This is a genomic window from Proteus sp. fly-1013, assembly GCF_040140245.1.
GTDB lineage: Bacteria > Pseudomonadota > Gammaproteobacteria > Enterobacterales > Enterobacteriaceae > Proteus > Proteus mirabilis_B.
This window is the reverse complement of record NZ_JBEEWD010000012.1, coordinates 1-16,163: the sequence shown is the minus strand read 5'-3', so window position 1 is coordinate 16,163 and position 16,163 is coordinate 1. Positions and strand designations below refer to the sequence as shown.

Genomic DNA, 16,163 nt, shown 5'->3' with positions numbered 1-16,163 from the left:
ACATTTTATCAGCACTCACTTTATCACGACAGTGACATTACAGTGATTGGTGTTATTCTTTATATTTGAGTTAGTAAGATGATTTTCTCTGCAAGCTGGCGAGGAAGAGAAACAGAATATGGGAAGAAGATAAGTGCAGCTCGCAGAGGCGCAATTCACCCAAAACTGAGGAAAAATATCACCATGAGTAAGCAAACCGTTGCAACCTATATTGCTAAAGTACTCCATAATGCAGGTGTAAAACGTATTTGGGGCGTGACAGGCGATTCTCTCAATGGATTAAGTGATAGCTTGCGAAAGATGGGAACGATTGAGTGGATGGGAACCCGCCATGAAGAAGTCGCGGCTTTTGCCGCAGGAGCAGAAGCCTCAGTCAATGGAGAATTAGCGGTTTGCGCTGGCTCTTGTGGACCAGGAAACTTACATCTTATCAATGGGCTTTTTGATTGCCATCGTAATCATGTTCCTGTGTTAGCGATTGCCGCGCATATTCCTTCTGCCGAAATTGGTAGCAATTATTTTCAAGAAACACATCCTCAAGAACTTTTTCGCGAATGCAGTCATTACTGTGAATTAGTCTCAAACCCAGAGCAGATCCCTCAAGTGCTTGCTATTGCGATGCGAACCGCTATTTTGAAAAAAGGGGTTGCGGTTGTTGTATTGCCGGGGGATGTTGCACTAAAACCAGCCCCAGAAGATGCGCATGAAAATTGGTATCCGTTACAGTTTCCACTCATCATGCCTAATCGTTTCGAAATCGAAAAATTATCCGATGCACTGAATAATGCAAAAAACATCACCTTAATGTGCGGTGCAGGATGTGCTCAAGCTCGCGATGAAGTGATTAAACTGGCTCAAACCTTAAAAGCCCCTGTTGTACACGCATTGCGAGGGAAAGAGTACATTGAGTGGAAAAACCCTTACAGTGTAGGAATGACAGGGTTAATTGGTTTTTCATCGGGTTATCATGCGATGGAAAATGCTGACACTTTGGTGTTATTAGGTACGCAGTTCCCTTATCGTGCATTTTATCCATCAAAAGCGAATATTATTCAAATCGATATTAATCCAAGCAGTCTTGGTTCACATTGCCATGTCGATATGGCGATGATTGGCGATATTAAAGCAACATTAAATGCGATACAGCCTCGTTTAAAAGAGAAAACAGATACCACTCACCTTGATGCCTCATTAAAACATTATGCCAAAGCACGGCAAGATCTGGATGCATTAGCACAACCCAGTGAGCGTGAACTTATTCACCCACAATATTTGGCGCGTCGATTAAGTGAACTAGCAAATGATGACGCTATTTTTACCTGTGATGTCGGAACGCCAACAGTGTGGGCGGCTCGTTATGTTGGAATGAATGGAAAACGTCGTTTACTGGGATCGTTTAATCACGGCTCTATGGCAAATGCGATGGCTCAAGCTATTGGTGTACAGGCGTTAGATAGAAAGCGTCAAGTTGTAGCAATGTGTGGTGATGGCGGATTTACCATGTTAATGGGTGATTTTATCTCATTAGCTCAAATGAATTTACCAGTTAAAGTGATTATCTTTAATAACAGTGTATTAGGCTTTGTCGCGATGGAGATGAAAGCTGGTGGTTATTTAACTGATGGTACGGATTTACATAATCCGGATTTTGCTGCTATTGCTAATGCGTCTGGTATCAAAGGAATTCGAGTAGAAAAAGGCGAAGATTTGGATCATGCTCTGAAAGAGGCTTTTGAACATGATGGGCCTGTTATTGTGGATGTAGTCACTGCAAAACAAGAGCTTTCTATGCCTCCTGAAGTGAAGTTTGAACAAGCAAAAGGTTTTAGCTTGTATATGATGAAAGCGATTATTAATGGTCGAGGTGATGAAATTGTTCAACTAGCCAAAACTAATTGGTTACGCTAATCGCCTATCCGTAACTCGAATTATTTAGAGTATTAATTGAAGATAAAAACCCTATCAACATAAGCCGATAGGGTTTTTTTATTATTGCGCTTTTTCTGTTAAACAGAAGTTTTCAATTAATTGCCCCATTAATTCACGTGTTGGCTCAATAAATGCCATATCAATAAATTCATCAGGCTGGTGTGCTTGTTCAATAGAGCCTGGGCCTAAAACTAAGGTAGGGCAGAGATCTTGAATAAACGGCGCTTCAGTACAGTAATTCACTGTTTGCGCTTTCTCACCTAATAGTTCTTCGATCACTGCAACCATTTTATGATCGGTTGGGCACTCATAACCCGGAATAGGATCGTGTAACGCCTCAACACTTAAACGACCCGGCCAGCGTGCTTTGACGGGTGCTAATGTTTCGTGAAGTAAATCATCCAAGTCTTGTAGTGTTAATCCCGGCAATGGGCGAATATCCATATGTAATTCACAGCAAGCACAAATTCTATTTGCTGCATCACCACCATTAATATAACCAAAGTTCATCGTTGGATAAGGGATAACAAACGCGGGGTTGTTATAGCGAGTTTTTAACGTATCGCGCAATGTACTAAGGTGAGTAATTGATTCATGCATCAGTTCTATCGCATTCACCCCTTTTTCTGGATCACTAGAGTGTCCCGATTGCCCAGTAATGCGTATTGCATTCGATAAATGCCCTTTATGCGCACGAATAGGCTTTAGCGATGTGGGTTCGCCAATAATGGCAAAATCAGGACGGATTGTCGTGTTAGCAGCAAAATAACGTGCTCCAGCCATAGAAGTTTCTTCATCAGCGGTGGCGAGAATATAGAGAGAATGAGTTAACGTCTTAGTGTCTACATCTCGCAATGCATCGAGAATAAAGGCAAAAAAGCCCTTCATATCAGCAGTGCCTAAGCCATATAACTTATTTTCTTTTTCTGTCAGCGTAAAAGGATCTTGCGTCCAACGACCTTCATCAAACGGTACTGTGTCAGTGTGACCACAGAGTAATAATCCACCTTTTCCCTTTCCTAATGTTGCAAGAAGGTTAAATTTACCTCGTGTTTCAGGTACAGGTTGAATTTCAATTGAAAAACCTAATGTTTCCAACCAATTAGCAAGCAAATTAATCAGTGCTTCATTACTTTGATCGTTCTTAGCGTCTGTAGCACTGATAGAGGGCGTTGCAATTAATTGACGATAAATCTCAATAAATGTAGGTAATTTAATATTCACTGTTGACAGCCTTTCTTCATAATAGTATCAATATTCATGCACTTTTTTTGAATAAAAATACATTAATCGGTTTGTGTTCATAGTACAAGGTAAGAATGACATGTTAAATACTCTGATTGTAGGAGCAAGTGGTTACACTGGCGCTGAATTAGCCGCCTATCTTCAGCAGCATCCTCATGTGAATTTGAGCAGACTGATGGTATCAGCTCAAAGTGCAGATGCAGGAAAGTGCTTTTCTGAACTTCATCCACAATATCGTGGTTTAGTGGATCTGCCACTTGAGCCGATGGTTGATGTCGCTAAAGCTGCTGAAAACATTGATATCGTTTTTCTCGCAACAGCTCACGAAGTCAGCCATGACATCGCTCCTGTCTTTTTAGAGCAAGGTTGTGTGGTATTCGATTTGTCTGGTGCCTATCGAGTACAAAACAAGCATTTTTATCAACAATACTATGGATTCGAGCATAAGAATACTGATTGGTTATCACAGGCAGTTTATGGATTAGCTGAATGGAATGCTGACATTATTAGTCAGGCACAATTAATTGCTGTGCCGGGTTGTTATCCAACCGTCTCTCAGTTGTCACTAAAACCTTTAGTGGAAGCGGGACTTTTAGATACAGCACAGTGGCCTGTTATTAATGCCACCAGCGGTGTGAGTGGTGCAGGGAGAAAAGCCTCTCTAACCAGCAGCTTTTGTGAAGTGAGTTTGCAACCTTACGGTGTGTTTACTCATCGTCATCAACCTGAAATTGCAACACATCTGGGTATTGATGTGATTTTTACACCTCATTTAGGCAATTTTGCGAGAGGGATCTTAGCCACTATCACCTGTAAGTTAAAAGCGGGTGTGACACAAGAGGATGTAAGACAAGTCTTTGAAGATGCTTATCAAGATAAACCATTAGTGCGTGTTTATGAAAAAGGATTGCCTGCATTAAAAGCCGTTGTAGGAACCGCATTTTGTGATATCGGATTTGCTCAGCAAGGTGAACATCTGATTGTGGTAGGTGTTGAAGATAACTTGCTGAAAGGGGCTGCTGCACAAGCAGTGCAATGTATGAACATTCGGTTTGGTTTCGCTGAAACCGAATCACTTATTTAAATAATGAGTAGGGAAGTTTCATGGAACCATTAATTATCAAACTGGGTGGTGTGCTCCTTGATAATGAAGAAGCGTTAACGCGATTTTTCACTGCATTACAACAATATCGCTCAACGCATTCTCGTCCTTTAGTCATCGTACATGGTGGTGGCTGTTTGGTGGATGAGTTAATGGGTAAATTGCAATTGCCTGTGGTGAAAAAGCAAGGTCTTCGTGTCACACCGGCTGATCAGATAGACATCATTACAGGAGCACTTGCCGGAAGTGCCAATAAAACCTTGTTATCGTGGGCAACCAAGTTTGGGCTTAATGGCGTAGGGCTTTCTTTGGGTGATGGACAATTAGCTAAAGTCACTCAAATCAATGAAGAGTTAGGTCATGTAGGAAATGCAACTCCCGGCTCTCCTGATTTACTCAATTTATTATTGGGTGCTGGCTATCTCCCTATTATCAGTTCTATTGGGATGACTGAAAAAGGTGAGCTGATGAATGTGAATGCTGATCAAGCGGCAACCGCTATTGCTGAAACATTAGGTGCTGACTTAGTCCTGCTTTCAGATGTCAGTGGCATTTTAGATGGTAAAGGTCAGAAGATTGCTGAGATGTCAGCCGAAAAAGCACAGATGTTAATCGATCAGGGCATCATCACTGACGGCATGATAGTGAAAGTAAACGCGGCATTGGAAGCAGCTAAAACGTTAGGACGACCTGTTGAAATCGCAAGCTGGCGCCATGCTGAAAAACTGACGACATTATTTAATGGTGTTGCAGTAGGAACCCGAATTTTAGCTTAAAAATCACTCTATAAATCTTATCGCTATTTGGTAGTTGGCAGAATTTAAACAAATTGGGAATTGAAGGTTATCACTATGACTAAAGGTATTAAGAAAATCGTATTGGCATACTCTGGCGGATTGGATACATCGGCAATCATTCCTTGGCTAAAAGAACATTATGATAACTGTGAGGTTGTCGCTTTTGTTGCTGATGTTGGTCAAAGCCGCGATGATTTAGTGGGTGTAGAACAAAAAGCATTAACCTCAGGTGCTTCAGAGTGTTACGTCGTTGATTTACGTGAAGAGTTTATCAAAGACTATGTCTATCCTGTATTAAAAACAGGTGCTTTATATGAAGGTAGCTATTTATTAGGTACTTCAATGGCGCGTCCTGTTATCGCCAAAGCACAAGTTGAACTCGCATTAAAATTAGGTGCTGATGCTGTTGCTCATGGTGCAACAGGTAAAGGTAATGATCAGGTCCGTTTTGAAAGCACTTATGCGGCACTTGCTCCACAGCTTAAAGTGGTTGCTCCTTGGAGAGAGTGGGATTTACGTTCTCGTGAAGCGCTGTTGGATTATCTAAAAGTCCGTAATATCCCAACAACAGCAACTCTTGAGAAAATTTATAGCCGTGATGAAAATGCATGGCATATTTCAACGGAAGGTGGCGTATTAGAGAGCCCGTGGAATGCCTCAAATGAAGATTGCTGGGCATGGACTGTTGATCCTAAGAAAGCACCAGAAACACCAGAACTAGTCACCGTTACAGTTAAAGCGGGTGAAGTTGTCGCAGTAAACGGTAAAACACAATCACCTTTTGAATGTTTAGATACATTAAATACATTAGGTGTTAAGCATGGTATCGGACGTATTGATATTGTTGAAAACCGTTTAGTGGGAATGAAATCTCGTGGCTGTTACGAAACCCCAGGGGGCACTATCATGATGGCGGCTCTGCGTGGTGTTGAGCAACTTGTTCTTGATAGAGATGCATTTAAATGGCGTCAGCAACTAGGCTTAGAGATGTCTTATGTAGCTTATGATGGTCGCTGGTTTACGCCAATCCGCGCTTCACTACAAGCTGCCGCTGAATCACTGGCAAAAGATGTGAATGGCGAAGTGGTTTTAGAGCTTTATAAAGGTCATGTGAATGCTATTCAGAAGAAATCAGACAACAGCCTGTACTCTGAAGAGTTTGCCACCTTTGGTGAAGATGAAGTTTACGATCACAGTCATGCTGAAGGCTTTATCCGTTTATATTCCCTGCCATCACGTATTCGTGCACTGAGCAAGAAATAACGCAAAGCAATAGAGTGGTGCTAACAAGTATCACTCTCACTCTTTTTTATTACACAGAATAAATACAGGAAGCGATTATGGCACTCTGGGGTGGACGTTTTAGTCAGGAAGCTGATCAACGGTTTAAACAATTCAATGATTCACTGCGGTTTGATTTTCGACTGGCACAACAGGATATCTTTGGCTCAGTAGCTTGGTCTAAAGCGTTAGTCACAGTTGGTGTATTGTCGCAAGATGAACAAGCTCAACTTGAGCAAGCGTTAAATGAATTATCAGAAGAAGTAACGGCAAACCCACAGTCTATTTTACAAAGTGATGCAGAAGATATTCATAGCTGGGTTGAAAGTAAGCTTATTGCCAAAGTGGGTGACTTAGGTAAAAAATTACATACAGGTCGTAGTCGTAATGATCAGGTCGCAACAGACTTAAAGTTATGGTGTAAAGAAGAAGTCACTTATCTTCGCCAAGCGATTGTTGAGCTACAAAAAGCCTTAGTTATCACCGCAGAACAGAATCAAAATGCTGTGATGCCGGGTTACACCCATTTACAGCGCGCTCAGCCAGTCACTTTTGCACATTGGTGTTTAGCATACAATGAAATGCTAGCCAGAGATGAAAGTCGTTTAGCTGATGCATTAAAACGTTTAGATGTCAGCCCATTAGGTTGTGGTGCTTTAGCCGGAACGGCTTATGATATCGATCGCGAACAACTGGCGGGATGGTTAGGTTTTTCCAGCGCAACCAATAATAGTTTAGATAGCGTATCCGATCGTGATCATGTCTTAGAACTATTATCCTCTGCGGCTATTGGTATGGTGCATTTATCTCGCTTTGCAGAAGATCTTATTTTCTTTAATAGTGGTGAAGCGGGCTTTATTGAATTATCAGATAAAGTGACTTCTGGTTCATCATTAATGCCACAAAAGAAAAACCCAGATGCACTTGAGCTTATCCGTGGGAAATGTGGGCGAGTACAAGGCGCATTAACTGGCATGATGATGACCTTAAAAGGTTTGCCTCTCGCTTACAATAAAGATATGCAAGAAGATAAAGAAGGGCTGTTTGACGCTATCGATACATGGTCTGATTGTTTGCATATGGCGACTCTTGTTCTTGATGGGCTCCAAATTCGTCGCCCTCGTTGTGAAGAAGCGGCTAAGCAAGGTTATGCTAATGCCACCGAACTGGCAGATTATCTTGTTGCTAAAGGTGTGCCATTTCGTGAAGCTCACCATATTGTGGGTGAAGTGGTTGTTTGTGCCATTGAGCAAGGTAAAGCGATTGAAGAGCTCCCTCTTTCTGAATTACAGATGTTTAACAGTAAAATCATGATTGATGTGTACGATATTTTATCGCTTCAATCTTGTTTAGATAAACGTCTTGCAAAAGGCGGTGTTTCTCAAAAACAGGTTGCTTATGCGATAGAAAAAGCCAAAGAAATTTTAGATATAAATAAATAAGAAAAGCGTTTATCTGAGACAACTTACTGTTATTCAAAAAGAACAGGGTGAATGTCGCCCTGTTCTTTTATTTTAAATTGCCGATAATATCTATACCCATCTTGGATTCTTTAGAGTACGAAGTAATTAGTTTTGTTTGGGTTGTTTATTCAAAAAATATTGAAAAAGAGAGACAGAATAACATTCGACTGATAGAAAAATTTATCAGTTACTATATTATCTATAGACATTAACTATCAGCAATAAATGTGGGATCTGCAATGAATATCCGTGACTTGGAATATCTGGTGGCTCTAGCTGAGCATAAACATTTTCGTCGTGCGGCAGATTCTTGCCATGTGAGTCAGCCAACATTAAGTGGCCAAATTCGTAAACTTGAAGATGAACTTGGCGTGATGTTGCTTGAAAGAACTAGCCGTAAAGTTCTGTTTACTCAACAAGGTTTGTTGCTGGTGGATCAAGCGAAAACCGTTTTACGGGAAGTTAAAGTGCTACAAGAAATGGCTTCATTGCAAGGTGAAAGTATGGCAGGGCCTTTACATATTGGGCTTATTCCTACGGTTGGCCCTTATTTATTGCCTCATATCATTCCTGAATTACATAAAAACTACCCTAAGTTAGAGATGTATCTTCATGAAGCACAAACTCATAGCTTATTAGCTCAGTTAGATAGCGGAAAACTCGACTGTGCAATTTTAGCAATGGTAAAAGAGAGTGCGCCATTTATTGAAGTGCCTCTATTTGAAGAGCCAATGAAGTTAGCAATTTATGAAGGACATCCTTGGCATGAACGTGAGTCTGTGCCGATGGGCGACTTAGCAGGTCAGCGTTTATTAATGTTAGAAGATGGGCACTGTTTACGCGATCAAGCGTTAGGGTTCTGCTTCCAAGCGGGTGCTAAAGAAGATACGCATTTTAGAGCAACGAGTTTAGAAACTTTGCGTAATATGGTCGCTGCTGGTAGTGGGATCACGTTATTACCTGATTTATCTGTACCTCAAGAACAAAAACGTGATGGGGTTTGTTATCTAGAATGTACTGATCCCAATCCATCACGTTCTATTATTTTGGTTTATCGTCCCGGATCGCCTTTGCGTAATCGTTATGAACAGTTAGCAGAGACAATCCGTGAACATATGACCGCATTTTATGCAGAAAAACAAAACGCATTAAAATAAGCGATTTAAACCATTAAGTGCAGCAACACGGTAGGCTTCTGCCATTGTTGGATAGTTGAAGGTAGTATTAACGAAATACTCGATAGTATTGCCTTCACCTTTTTGCTCCATAATCGCTTGGCCGATATGAATAATTTCAGCGGCACGCTCACCGAAGCAGTGAATACCTAAAATTTGCTTGGTTTCACGGTGGAAGAGAATTTTCAAACTCCCTACATTCATGCCTGCAATTTGTGCTCTTGCTAGATGTTTAAATTGAGAGCGACCCACTTCATAAGGAATTTTCATTGCAGTGAGTTGTTGCTCTGTTTTACCAACAGAACTAATTTCAGGAATGGTGTAGATCCCCGTAGGAATATCTTCAATTAAATGTGTTTCTGATTTTCCGGTTGTGATCGCCAAAGCTGCAATTCGACCTTGATCATAAGCGGCTGAAGCCAGACTTGGGTAACCAATGACATCACCGACGGCATAAATGTGTTCGCAACTGGTTTGGTAATGTGCATTAACAGAAACTTGTCCACGACTATCTGTTTTAATACCCACGTTTTCTAAGCCAAGTGTGTCTGTATTTCCTGTTCGACCATTCGCATAAAGTAGGCAATCTGCTTTGACTTTTTTACCTGATTTTAAGTGAACAATCACACCATCATCGACACCTTCAATACTTTCATATTCTTCATTATGACGAATAACAATGCCGTTATTCCAGAAGTGATAAGAAAGCGCGTCAGACATCTCTTGATCAAGGAAAGACAATAGGTGATCACGAGTATTAATTAAGTCTACTTTTACTCTTAATCCTCTAAAAATAGAGGCATATTCACAACCAATAACACCAGCACCATAAATAATGACATGGTGAGGTTCATGCTCTAAATCGAGAATAGTGTCACTGTTATAAATACGAGAATGAGAGAAATCGACATCTGGTGGGCAATAAGGGCGTGAGCCTGTTGCAATAATAAAATTATCTGCTGAAAGAATATCGCAAGTACCATCAGGATAACGCACGCTGATCCTGTGCTCATCAATAAACGCAGCTTCGCCCGAATACATTGTACAATTATTACGCTCGTAGAAACCTTGACGCATTTTAGTCTGTTGACTAATTACGGTACTGGCTTGGCGAAGTATTTGAGAGAAAGAGGAGTTAATAAGACGAGATTGGTCACTGTAAAGCGGGTTTTGATTAAATTCGATAATACGACTTACAGCGTGGCGTAGGGCTTTTGAAGGAATGGTTCCCCAGTGAGTACAGCCACCACCGACTTTGTTATAACGTTCTATAACTGCGACGCGCTTTCCTTGTTTAACAAGCCCCATGGCCGCGCCTTCACCGCCAGGACCTGAACCGATCACAATTGCATCGAAATGAGAATGTTGCATAGGAAGAGACCTGTTTTATACAAACCGACAACGCTATATTAACATTAGAATGAATAATAGCCCAATTGACATTAAGGGCATTAGTCACACTTTGTTGAGTTTTTATGAGAATGTGTCTTGAGAGATGATTGTACGCACTGCTTTTTTAACAAAGTTTGATATATTGAGTATAAACCAAATTAGGATTATCAGGATTTCCGTGAGTAATAATATTGGCATCAGAGCTAAACAAAAAGAAAAAACCCGTCGCTCTTTAATTGAAGCTGCTTTTAGCCAACTCAGTGCCGAGCGTAGCTTTACAAGCCTAAGTTTACGAGAAGTGGCTAGAGAAGCTGGTATTGCACCTACCTCATTTTATCGTCATTTTAAAGATGTTGATGAACTAGGACTCACGATGGTTGATGAAAGTGGATTGATGTTACGTCAATTAATGCGCCAAGCACGTCAACGTATTGCGAAAGGCGGCAGTGTTATTAGAACATCAGTAGCAACTTTTATGGAATTCATTGGCAATAATCCTAATGCGTTTCGATTATTATTGCGTGAGCGTTCTGGGACTTCGGCGGAATTTCGTGCCGCAGTCGCACGAGAGATCCAACATTTTATTGCAGAACTGGCAGACTACCTTGAGCAAGAAAGTCATATGCCACGTTATTTTACAGAAATGCAATCTGAAGCAATGGTCACTATTGTATTTAGTGCAGGCGCAGAAGCACTGGATATTGATATTGAAAAGCGTCAACAATTAGAAGAAAGATTAGTTATACAACTGCGAATGATTGCTAAAGGTGCCTATTATTGGTATCGACGCGAGCAAGAAACGCAAATACCTCTACAAGATAACCTAGAGATAAAGAAAAAAACGCATCAGAAAGGAGACAAATGATGGAACAAAATCGCTGTGAAAAAAGCACGCTATTACTTGCCACAGTCATTGGTGTCGCTTTACATGGTACTTATTCGAGTTTTTTTAATTCATTTATTGAGACGTGGTCAGTTTTCCCACTCATCAGTTTAATCTTGGCAGTTTACTGTTTATATCAGCGTTATTTAAATCAACCTATGACCGATGGTATGCCTAAGCTGATTTTTTCATTCTTTTTATTAGGTCTATTCGGTTATAACGCTTACACCAGAACCGTTAACCCTGAATGGGGTTCAAACTTTTTCTCTTCTGTTTGTATTGTTATTGTTGCGTTGTGGATTTATCGTCAATTTAAACAGCGCCAACGCTTACGCCTACAAGCAGAAGAAGCTGAAAGAGCATCACAAGCAGAACAGTACTAGTCTGTACTTATCTCTTTGTTGTAAACACAGCGAAATTTTGACACCAGCAAGTTATCTTGCTGGTGTTTTTGTTTTTATTGGTGCTATTGGAGATTTTTTATCTATAACAAGTGAAATAAGCAGTTATCTTTTTTCTAATAACACGCCACATTCCATATGATGGGTGTATGGGAATTGATCGAATAAAGCTAATTTGCTGATTTTATGTGTTTTAATTAGCGTTTCTAAATTCTGGCACAGTGTTTCTGGGTTGCAAGAAATGTATAAAATGCTAGGGTAACTTTTAACCAACTCTACAGTTTTCTCATCTAAACCACTACGAGGTGGGTCAACAAAAATGGTTTCACATTGGTAATCTTTTAAATCGATCCCTTCTAGGCGTTTAAATTCCCTTACTCCATTCATTGCTTGAGTAAAATCTTCAGCAGACATGCGAATAATCTTCACATTATCAATATTGTTCATTGCAATATTATATTGTGCGGCATAAACAGAAGGCTTGGCGATTTCTGTTGCCAGTACGCGATCAAAATTACGTGCGAGTGCTAATGAAAAGTTACCGTTACCACAATACAGCTCAAGCAGATCGCCTTTTGCATTTTCTGTTGCCTTTAATGCCCATTCCAACATCTTAATATTGACCTGTGCATTAGGTTGCGTGAAGCTATTTTCAACTTGGCGATAAATCATCTCTTTGCCAGCGACAGGTAGCACTTCATCAATAAAATCGTTATCGAGCATAATTTTTGTTTTATATGCACGACCAATTAATTGCACATCAAAACCTTGAGCAATTAATGATTGGCGTAACGCCATTGCTTCTTGTTGCCAAGTTTCATCAATTTTCTTGTGATAAAGCAGTGAGACAATAATTTTATTACTCAACGTAGAAAGATAATCAATCTGAAACAGTTTCTTTCTGAGTGTCGGTTTATCTTTTATTTCTGCTAACAAGGCAGCCATCATTTTATTAATAAGTTGGCTGGCAACCGGAAATTGGTCAACACGAATACGCTGCTTAGTCTCTTGGTCAAACATAATATGATAGAGAGAATCTTCTTCATGCCAGATACGGAATTCCGCACGCATACGATAATGCTGTTCTGGTGATGAAAAAACCTCTGCTTCAGGCGCATTAAAAGGAGCCATCATTGTTTGTAGACGTTGTGTTTTTTCATTCAGTTGAGACTGATATGTTTGCGTTGGTAATGAATTCTGCATGGTATCTCGCCTTTTTTTGGCAGTAATAAAGTTAAGCGAGCGAAATTGTAGAGATCCTCATGAAGATGTCCAGTATTCTTCATGTTCAATTTCTGGACTCAGTGGATTTGAAATCGTAGCATAGTTATTCGGTCTCCTAATAGGAGTGAAAAGGGAATCTGGTGCAAAGCCAGAACTGACGCGCAGCGGTAATAGGATCAAGGATAATAAAAGACACTACAAAGCACCTTATAAGTGCGGTGGGAAGTCATTATCTTAAATATACAAAATTGTTTATTTAACCTAGAGTCCGAAGACCTGCCGAAGACCTGTCGCATCTTAAATTAAATACGCGCTTTATTTAATTTTGGCGGCATCCTGCTACTTATTCTGTTGGATGCAGATTTTCATGAATAATAAAAAAGTTTTTCTTATTTCTAGTATGGCTTCGAGTGTGGCTTTGAGTGTAATGGTGAGCAGTTTTGGTGCGTTTGCGAATAACAGCGATACATTAAGTGTGACCGCGAATCGTTTTCAAGAGCCTAACTCTTCTATTCTAGCGCCTATCACTGTTGTTGAACGTGAACAGATCGATCGTTGGCAGAGTAATAGTGTTATTGATGTATTACGCAGAATGCCGGGTATTGATGTGGGGCAAAACGGCGGAATAGGGCAGATGAGCTCTATTTATGTACGTGGAACTGAATCTCGTCATGTTCTTATTTTAGTGGATGGTGTGCGTTTAAATCAGGCTAACGTATCTGGTAGTTCCGATATTAGCCAAATTCCCCTTTCTCTTGTTCAACGTATTGAATATATAAGAGGGCCTCGTTCTTCTGTTTATGGTTCAGATGCGATTGGCGGCGTGATTAATATCCTCACAGAAAGAAAAACGGAAGGAGGAACGCTTAATGCCACAATGGGTTCTCATGGTTATCAAGAATATGATGGTTCGGTAAAACAGAAAGTCGGGGATAGAACAACATTAACCGCAGCAGGTAGTTATCTCTATACCAAAGGTTATGATGTAGAAGCGAATGGAAATACTGGTGGATATCCACAACCTGATCGTGATGGCTTTATGAATAAGTCACTGTGGTTAGGGGTTAATCATGATATTAATGATGACGTTTCTTTATATGCACGAGCTTATGGTTTTGATAATCGCACCGCTTATGATGCTTATTATGACAGTTATAACGATACATTAACGGATACAAGAGCTCTATTTAGCCGTACCTATGATGGTGGCGTGAAGTTTCATCGCGATAACTACTCTTCTTCTTTAAATACCAGTTATAACTACACCAAAGATTATGACTATGATCCTCGTTATGGTCGCTATGGTAAAGGAAGCCGTTTTACCAACTCTGAACAATATAATGTGCAGTGGGGAAATCACCTTTTATTAGGGAATGGCAGTATTGGTGGTGGTGTTGATTGGCAACGTCAATCCATTAAAGCGGGTTCTAACGGGTTTCCTAATAAAGAACACTTCGACAATACTGGCTTATATCTAACAGGACAGCAAAAATTAGGTGAGATTATCGCCGAAGCCTCAGTACGTTCTGATAAGCATTCAGAATATGGCTGGCATACCACTTGGCAAACTAACCTAGGTTGGGAGTTTGTTGACGGTTATCGTGTGATTGGTGGTTATGGTACGGCATTTAAAGCACCGACACTAATGCAACTTTATAGTGAATGGGGAAGTAATCCGAACTTACAACCCGAAAAGAGTAAACAGTGGGAAGGGGGCTTTGAAGGATTAACGGGGCCTTTAGCGTGGCGATTAACTGCGTATCGTAATGATGTTGATTCGTTGATCCAAAGTGAATCGAACTATCCATACCGTAATTACAATGTTGGAAAGGCATTAATTAAAGGTGTGGAATTTACAGGTGAAATGGATACTTGGGTTTTTCATCATACCTTTAACTTACAATATATAGATGCAAGAAATAAAGAAACGCATCAACGCCTTGATCGTCGTGCTCGTCAACAGTTGAAATATCAACTTGATTGGCAAATCGAGAAACTCGATATGGGTGTGACTTACCAATATATCGGTCAGCGCACAGATAAAGATTACGGAACTTATGAGAATGTTTCTTTAGGTGGAGTGAGTATTTGGGACTTAACTGCTTCATATCCTATTACATCACATCTCTCAATTCGTGGTAGAATAGCCAACCTGTTTGATAAAGATTATGAGACAGCTTATGGCTATCGCACGCCAGGACGAGAATACTTCCTCACAGGAAGTTACAACTTCTGATGCACTATCTACCGCTAACCCTACTGTATTAGTTTTTGATTCAGGGGTTGGCGGTTTATCTGTTTATCGTGAGATCCGTGAAAAACTACCGGAGGCTCACTATATCTATGTTTTCGATAATGAAGCTTTCCCTTATGGTGAAAAATCACAAGAGTTCATTATTGACCGTGTTGTTCGAATAGTTAGCGCGGTTGCTGAAAAACATGATCTCGCCACAATTGTTATTGCTTGTAATACAGCTAGTACAGTAAGTCTTCCTGCTTTACGCGCCAAGTTTACAGAGATCCCTATTGTGGGTGTTGTTCCGGCGATTAAGCCAGCGGCTAAATTAACATGTAATGGCGTGGTTGGATTATTAGCGACCAGAGCAACAGTTAAACGTCCTTATACCCATGAACTTATTGAACGCTTTGCAACTGATTGCAAAGTTCACTCTTTAGGTTCGGCTGAGCTGGTGGAACTGGCAGAAAGAAAACTTCATGGTGAAGAGGTTTCTTTAGATGAGCTTCGCAAAATCCTTACACCTTGGCTAAAAATGAAAGAGCCACCGGATACAGTGGTACTAGGTTGCACTCATTTCCCTTTATTAGCGGATGAACTTCTTTCTGTTTTACCTGATGGCACACGAATTATCGATTCTGGTGCTGCAATTGCACGAAGAACTGCGTGGTTGGTCGTAAATCAAGCGAAAATAAAAGGTTCAAATGAAATTAGCTTCGCTTATTGCTTAAAAGAAGATGAGAATAGCGAATTACTAAAACCTGTTTTAGCAAGTTTTGGCTTCGAATCGCTCAGAAAACTGGCGCTTTAAGTGCAATTTGATTGAAAATTCAACGGTCAGTAAAAAAACTCAAAAAAAGTGTTGCCAGCTTCACAAAACTCCCTATAATGCGCCCTCGTTGTCACGGCAAACCACGCTAAGTGAGTTAGCCGAGAGAACGAAGAAAAAAAGTGAAAAGCCTTGAAAATAAACGCTTGACACTGAATGAGGAAGATGTAGAATGCACCTCCTCGCAACAACGCAGAAGACCGGAA

General features: G+C 40.4%; 13 protein-coding genes and 1 riboswitch. Of the genes, 10 read left to right on the top strand and 3 right to left on the bottom strand.

Going from position 1 to position 16,163, the window contains the following annotated elements; genetic code table 11:
* Positions 1 to 183 precede the first annotated feature (183 nt).
* Positions 184 to 1,908 (top strand): ubiquinone-dependent pyruvate dehydrogenase, encoded by a 1,725-nt coding sequence (gene poxB, locus ABN236_RS18040; protein ID WP_349474593.1) that lies wholly within the window; start codon positions 184 to 186, stop codon positions 1,906 to 1,908.
* 81 nt (positions 1,909 to 1,989) lie between these two features.
* Here poxB and argE read toward each other — a convergent pair whose 3' ends face one another.
* A complete protein-coding gene (gene argE, locus ABN236_RS18035) occupies positions 1,990 to 3,153 on the bottom strand; it encodes an acetylornithine deacetylase (RefSeq protein ID WP_349474592.1) in 1,164 nt (387 codons plus the stop codon).
* A gap of 100 nt (positions 3,154 to 3,253) precedes the next feature.
* Between argE and argC the strand changes: the two genes are divergently transcribed.
* The 5 genes from argC (at position 3,254) to oxyR (ending at position 8,974) form a co-directional block, all read left to right on the top strand.
* A complete protein-coding gene (argC, locus tag ABN236_RS18030; RefSeq protein ID WP_075672976.1) occupies positions 3,254 to 4,258 on the top strand; it encodes an N-acetyl-gamma-glutamyl-phosphate reductase in 1,005 nt (334 codons plus the stop codon).
* 20 nt (positions 4,259 to 4,278) lie between these two features.
* The gene (argB, locus tag ABN236_RS18025; RefSeq protein ID WP_088494073.1) at positions 4,279 to 5,052 is read left to right on the top strand and encodes an acetylglutamate kinase; all 774 of its coding nucleotides are present in this window, start codon (positions 4,279 to 4,281) and stop codon (positions 5,050 to 5,052) included.
* A 75-nt stretch (positions 5,053 to 5,127) separates the two neighbouring features.
* Positions 5,128 to 6,336, top strand: coding sequence for an argininosuccinate synthase (locus ABN236_RS18020; RefSeq protein ID WP_088494072.1), 1,209 nt, complete (start codon positions 5,128 to 5,130; stop codon positions 6,334 to 6,336).
* A gap of 77 nt (positions 6,337 to 6,413) precedes the next feature.
* A complete protein-coding gene (argH, locus tag ABN236_RS18015; RefSeq protein WP_349474591.1) occupies positions 6,414 to 7,796 on the top strand; it encodes an argininosuccinate lyase in 1,383 nt (460 codons plus the stop codon).
* A 260-nt stretch (positions 7,797 to 8,056) separates the two neighbouring features.
* Positions 8,057 to 8,974: a DNA-binding transcriptional regulator OxyR gene (gene oxyR, locus ABN236_RS18010; RefSeq protein ID WP_075672972.1), complete on the top strand. Its 918-nt coding sequence runs from the start codon at positions 8,057 to 8,059 to the stop codon at positions 8,972 to 8,974.
* Here the strand turns inward: oxyR and sthA are convergent.
* Positions 8,966 to 10,363 (bottom strand): Si-specific NAD(P)(+) transhydrogenase, encoded by a 1,398-nt coding sequence (sthA, locus tag ABN236_RS18005; protein WP_069366816.1) that lies wholly within the window; start codon positions 10,361 to 10,363, stop codon positions 8,966 to 8,968. The genes oxyR and sthA overlap by 9 nt on opposite strands.
* 199 nt (positions 10,364 to 10,562) lie before the next feature.
* Between sthA and fabR the strand changes: the two genes are divergently transcribed.
* Together fabR and ABN236_RS17995 are read left to right on the top strand one after the other, a co-directional pair.
* Entirely contained in the window at positions 10,563 to 11,249 is a 687-nt protein-coding gene (gene fabR / locus ABN236_RS18000) for an HTH-type transcriptional repressor FabR (RefSeq protein WP_349474590.1), read from the top strand.
* A complete protein-coding gene (locus tag ABN236_RS17995) occupies positions 11,249 to 11,650 on the top strand; it encodes a YijD family membrane protein (RefSeq protein WP_036933245.1) in 402 nt (133 codons plus the stop codon). The genes fabR and ABN236_RS17995 overlap by 1 nt, the downstream gene beginning before the upstream one ends.
* Before the next feature lie 123 nt (positions 11,651 to 11,773).
* Here ABN236_RS17995 and trmA read toward each other — a convergent pair whose 3' ends face one another.
* Positions 11,774 to 12,871 carry a tRNA (uridine(54)-C5)-methyltransferase TrmA gene (gene trmA, locus ABN236_RS17990; protein ID WP_194951596.1) on the bottom strand — a complete coding sequence of 366 codons (1,098 nt, stop codon included), beginning with the start codon at positions 12,869 to 12,871 and terminating at the stop codon, positions 11,774 to 11,776.
* A 112-nt stretch (positions 12,872 to 12,983) separates the two neighbouring features.
* A riboswitch (cobalamin riboswitch) is annotated at positions 12,984 to 13,190 on the top strand.
* A 69-nt stretch (positions 13,191 to 13,259) separates the two neighbouring features.
* Here trmA and btuB point away from each other — a divergent pair.
* Together btuB and murI are read left to right on the top strand one after the other, a co-directional pair.
* On the top strand, positions 13,260 to 15,128 hold the full coding sequence (btuB, locus tag ABN236_RS17985) for a TonB-dependent vitamin B12 receptor BtuB (RefSeq protein ID WP_349474589.1): 1,869 nt from the start codon (positions 13,260 to 13,262) through the stop codon (positions 15,126 to 15,128).
* On the top strand, positions 15,073 to 15,939 hold the full coding sequence (murI, locus tag ABN236_RS17980) for a glutamate racemase (protein WP_194951598.1): 867 nt from the start codon (positions 15,073 to 15,075) through the stop codon (positions 15,937 to 15,939). The genes btuB and murI overlap by 56 nt, the downstream gene beginning before the upstream one ends.
* Positions 15,940 to 16,163 lie beyond the last annotated feature (224 nt).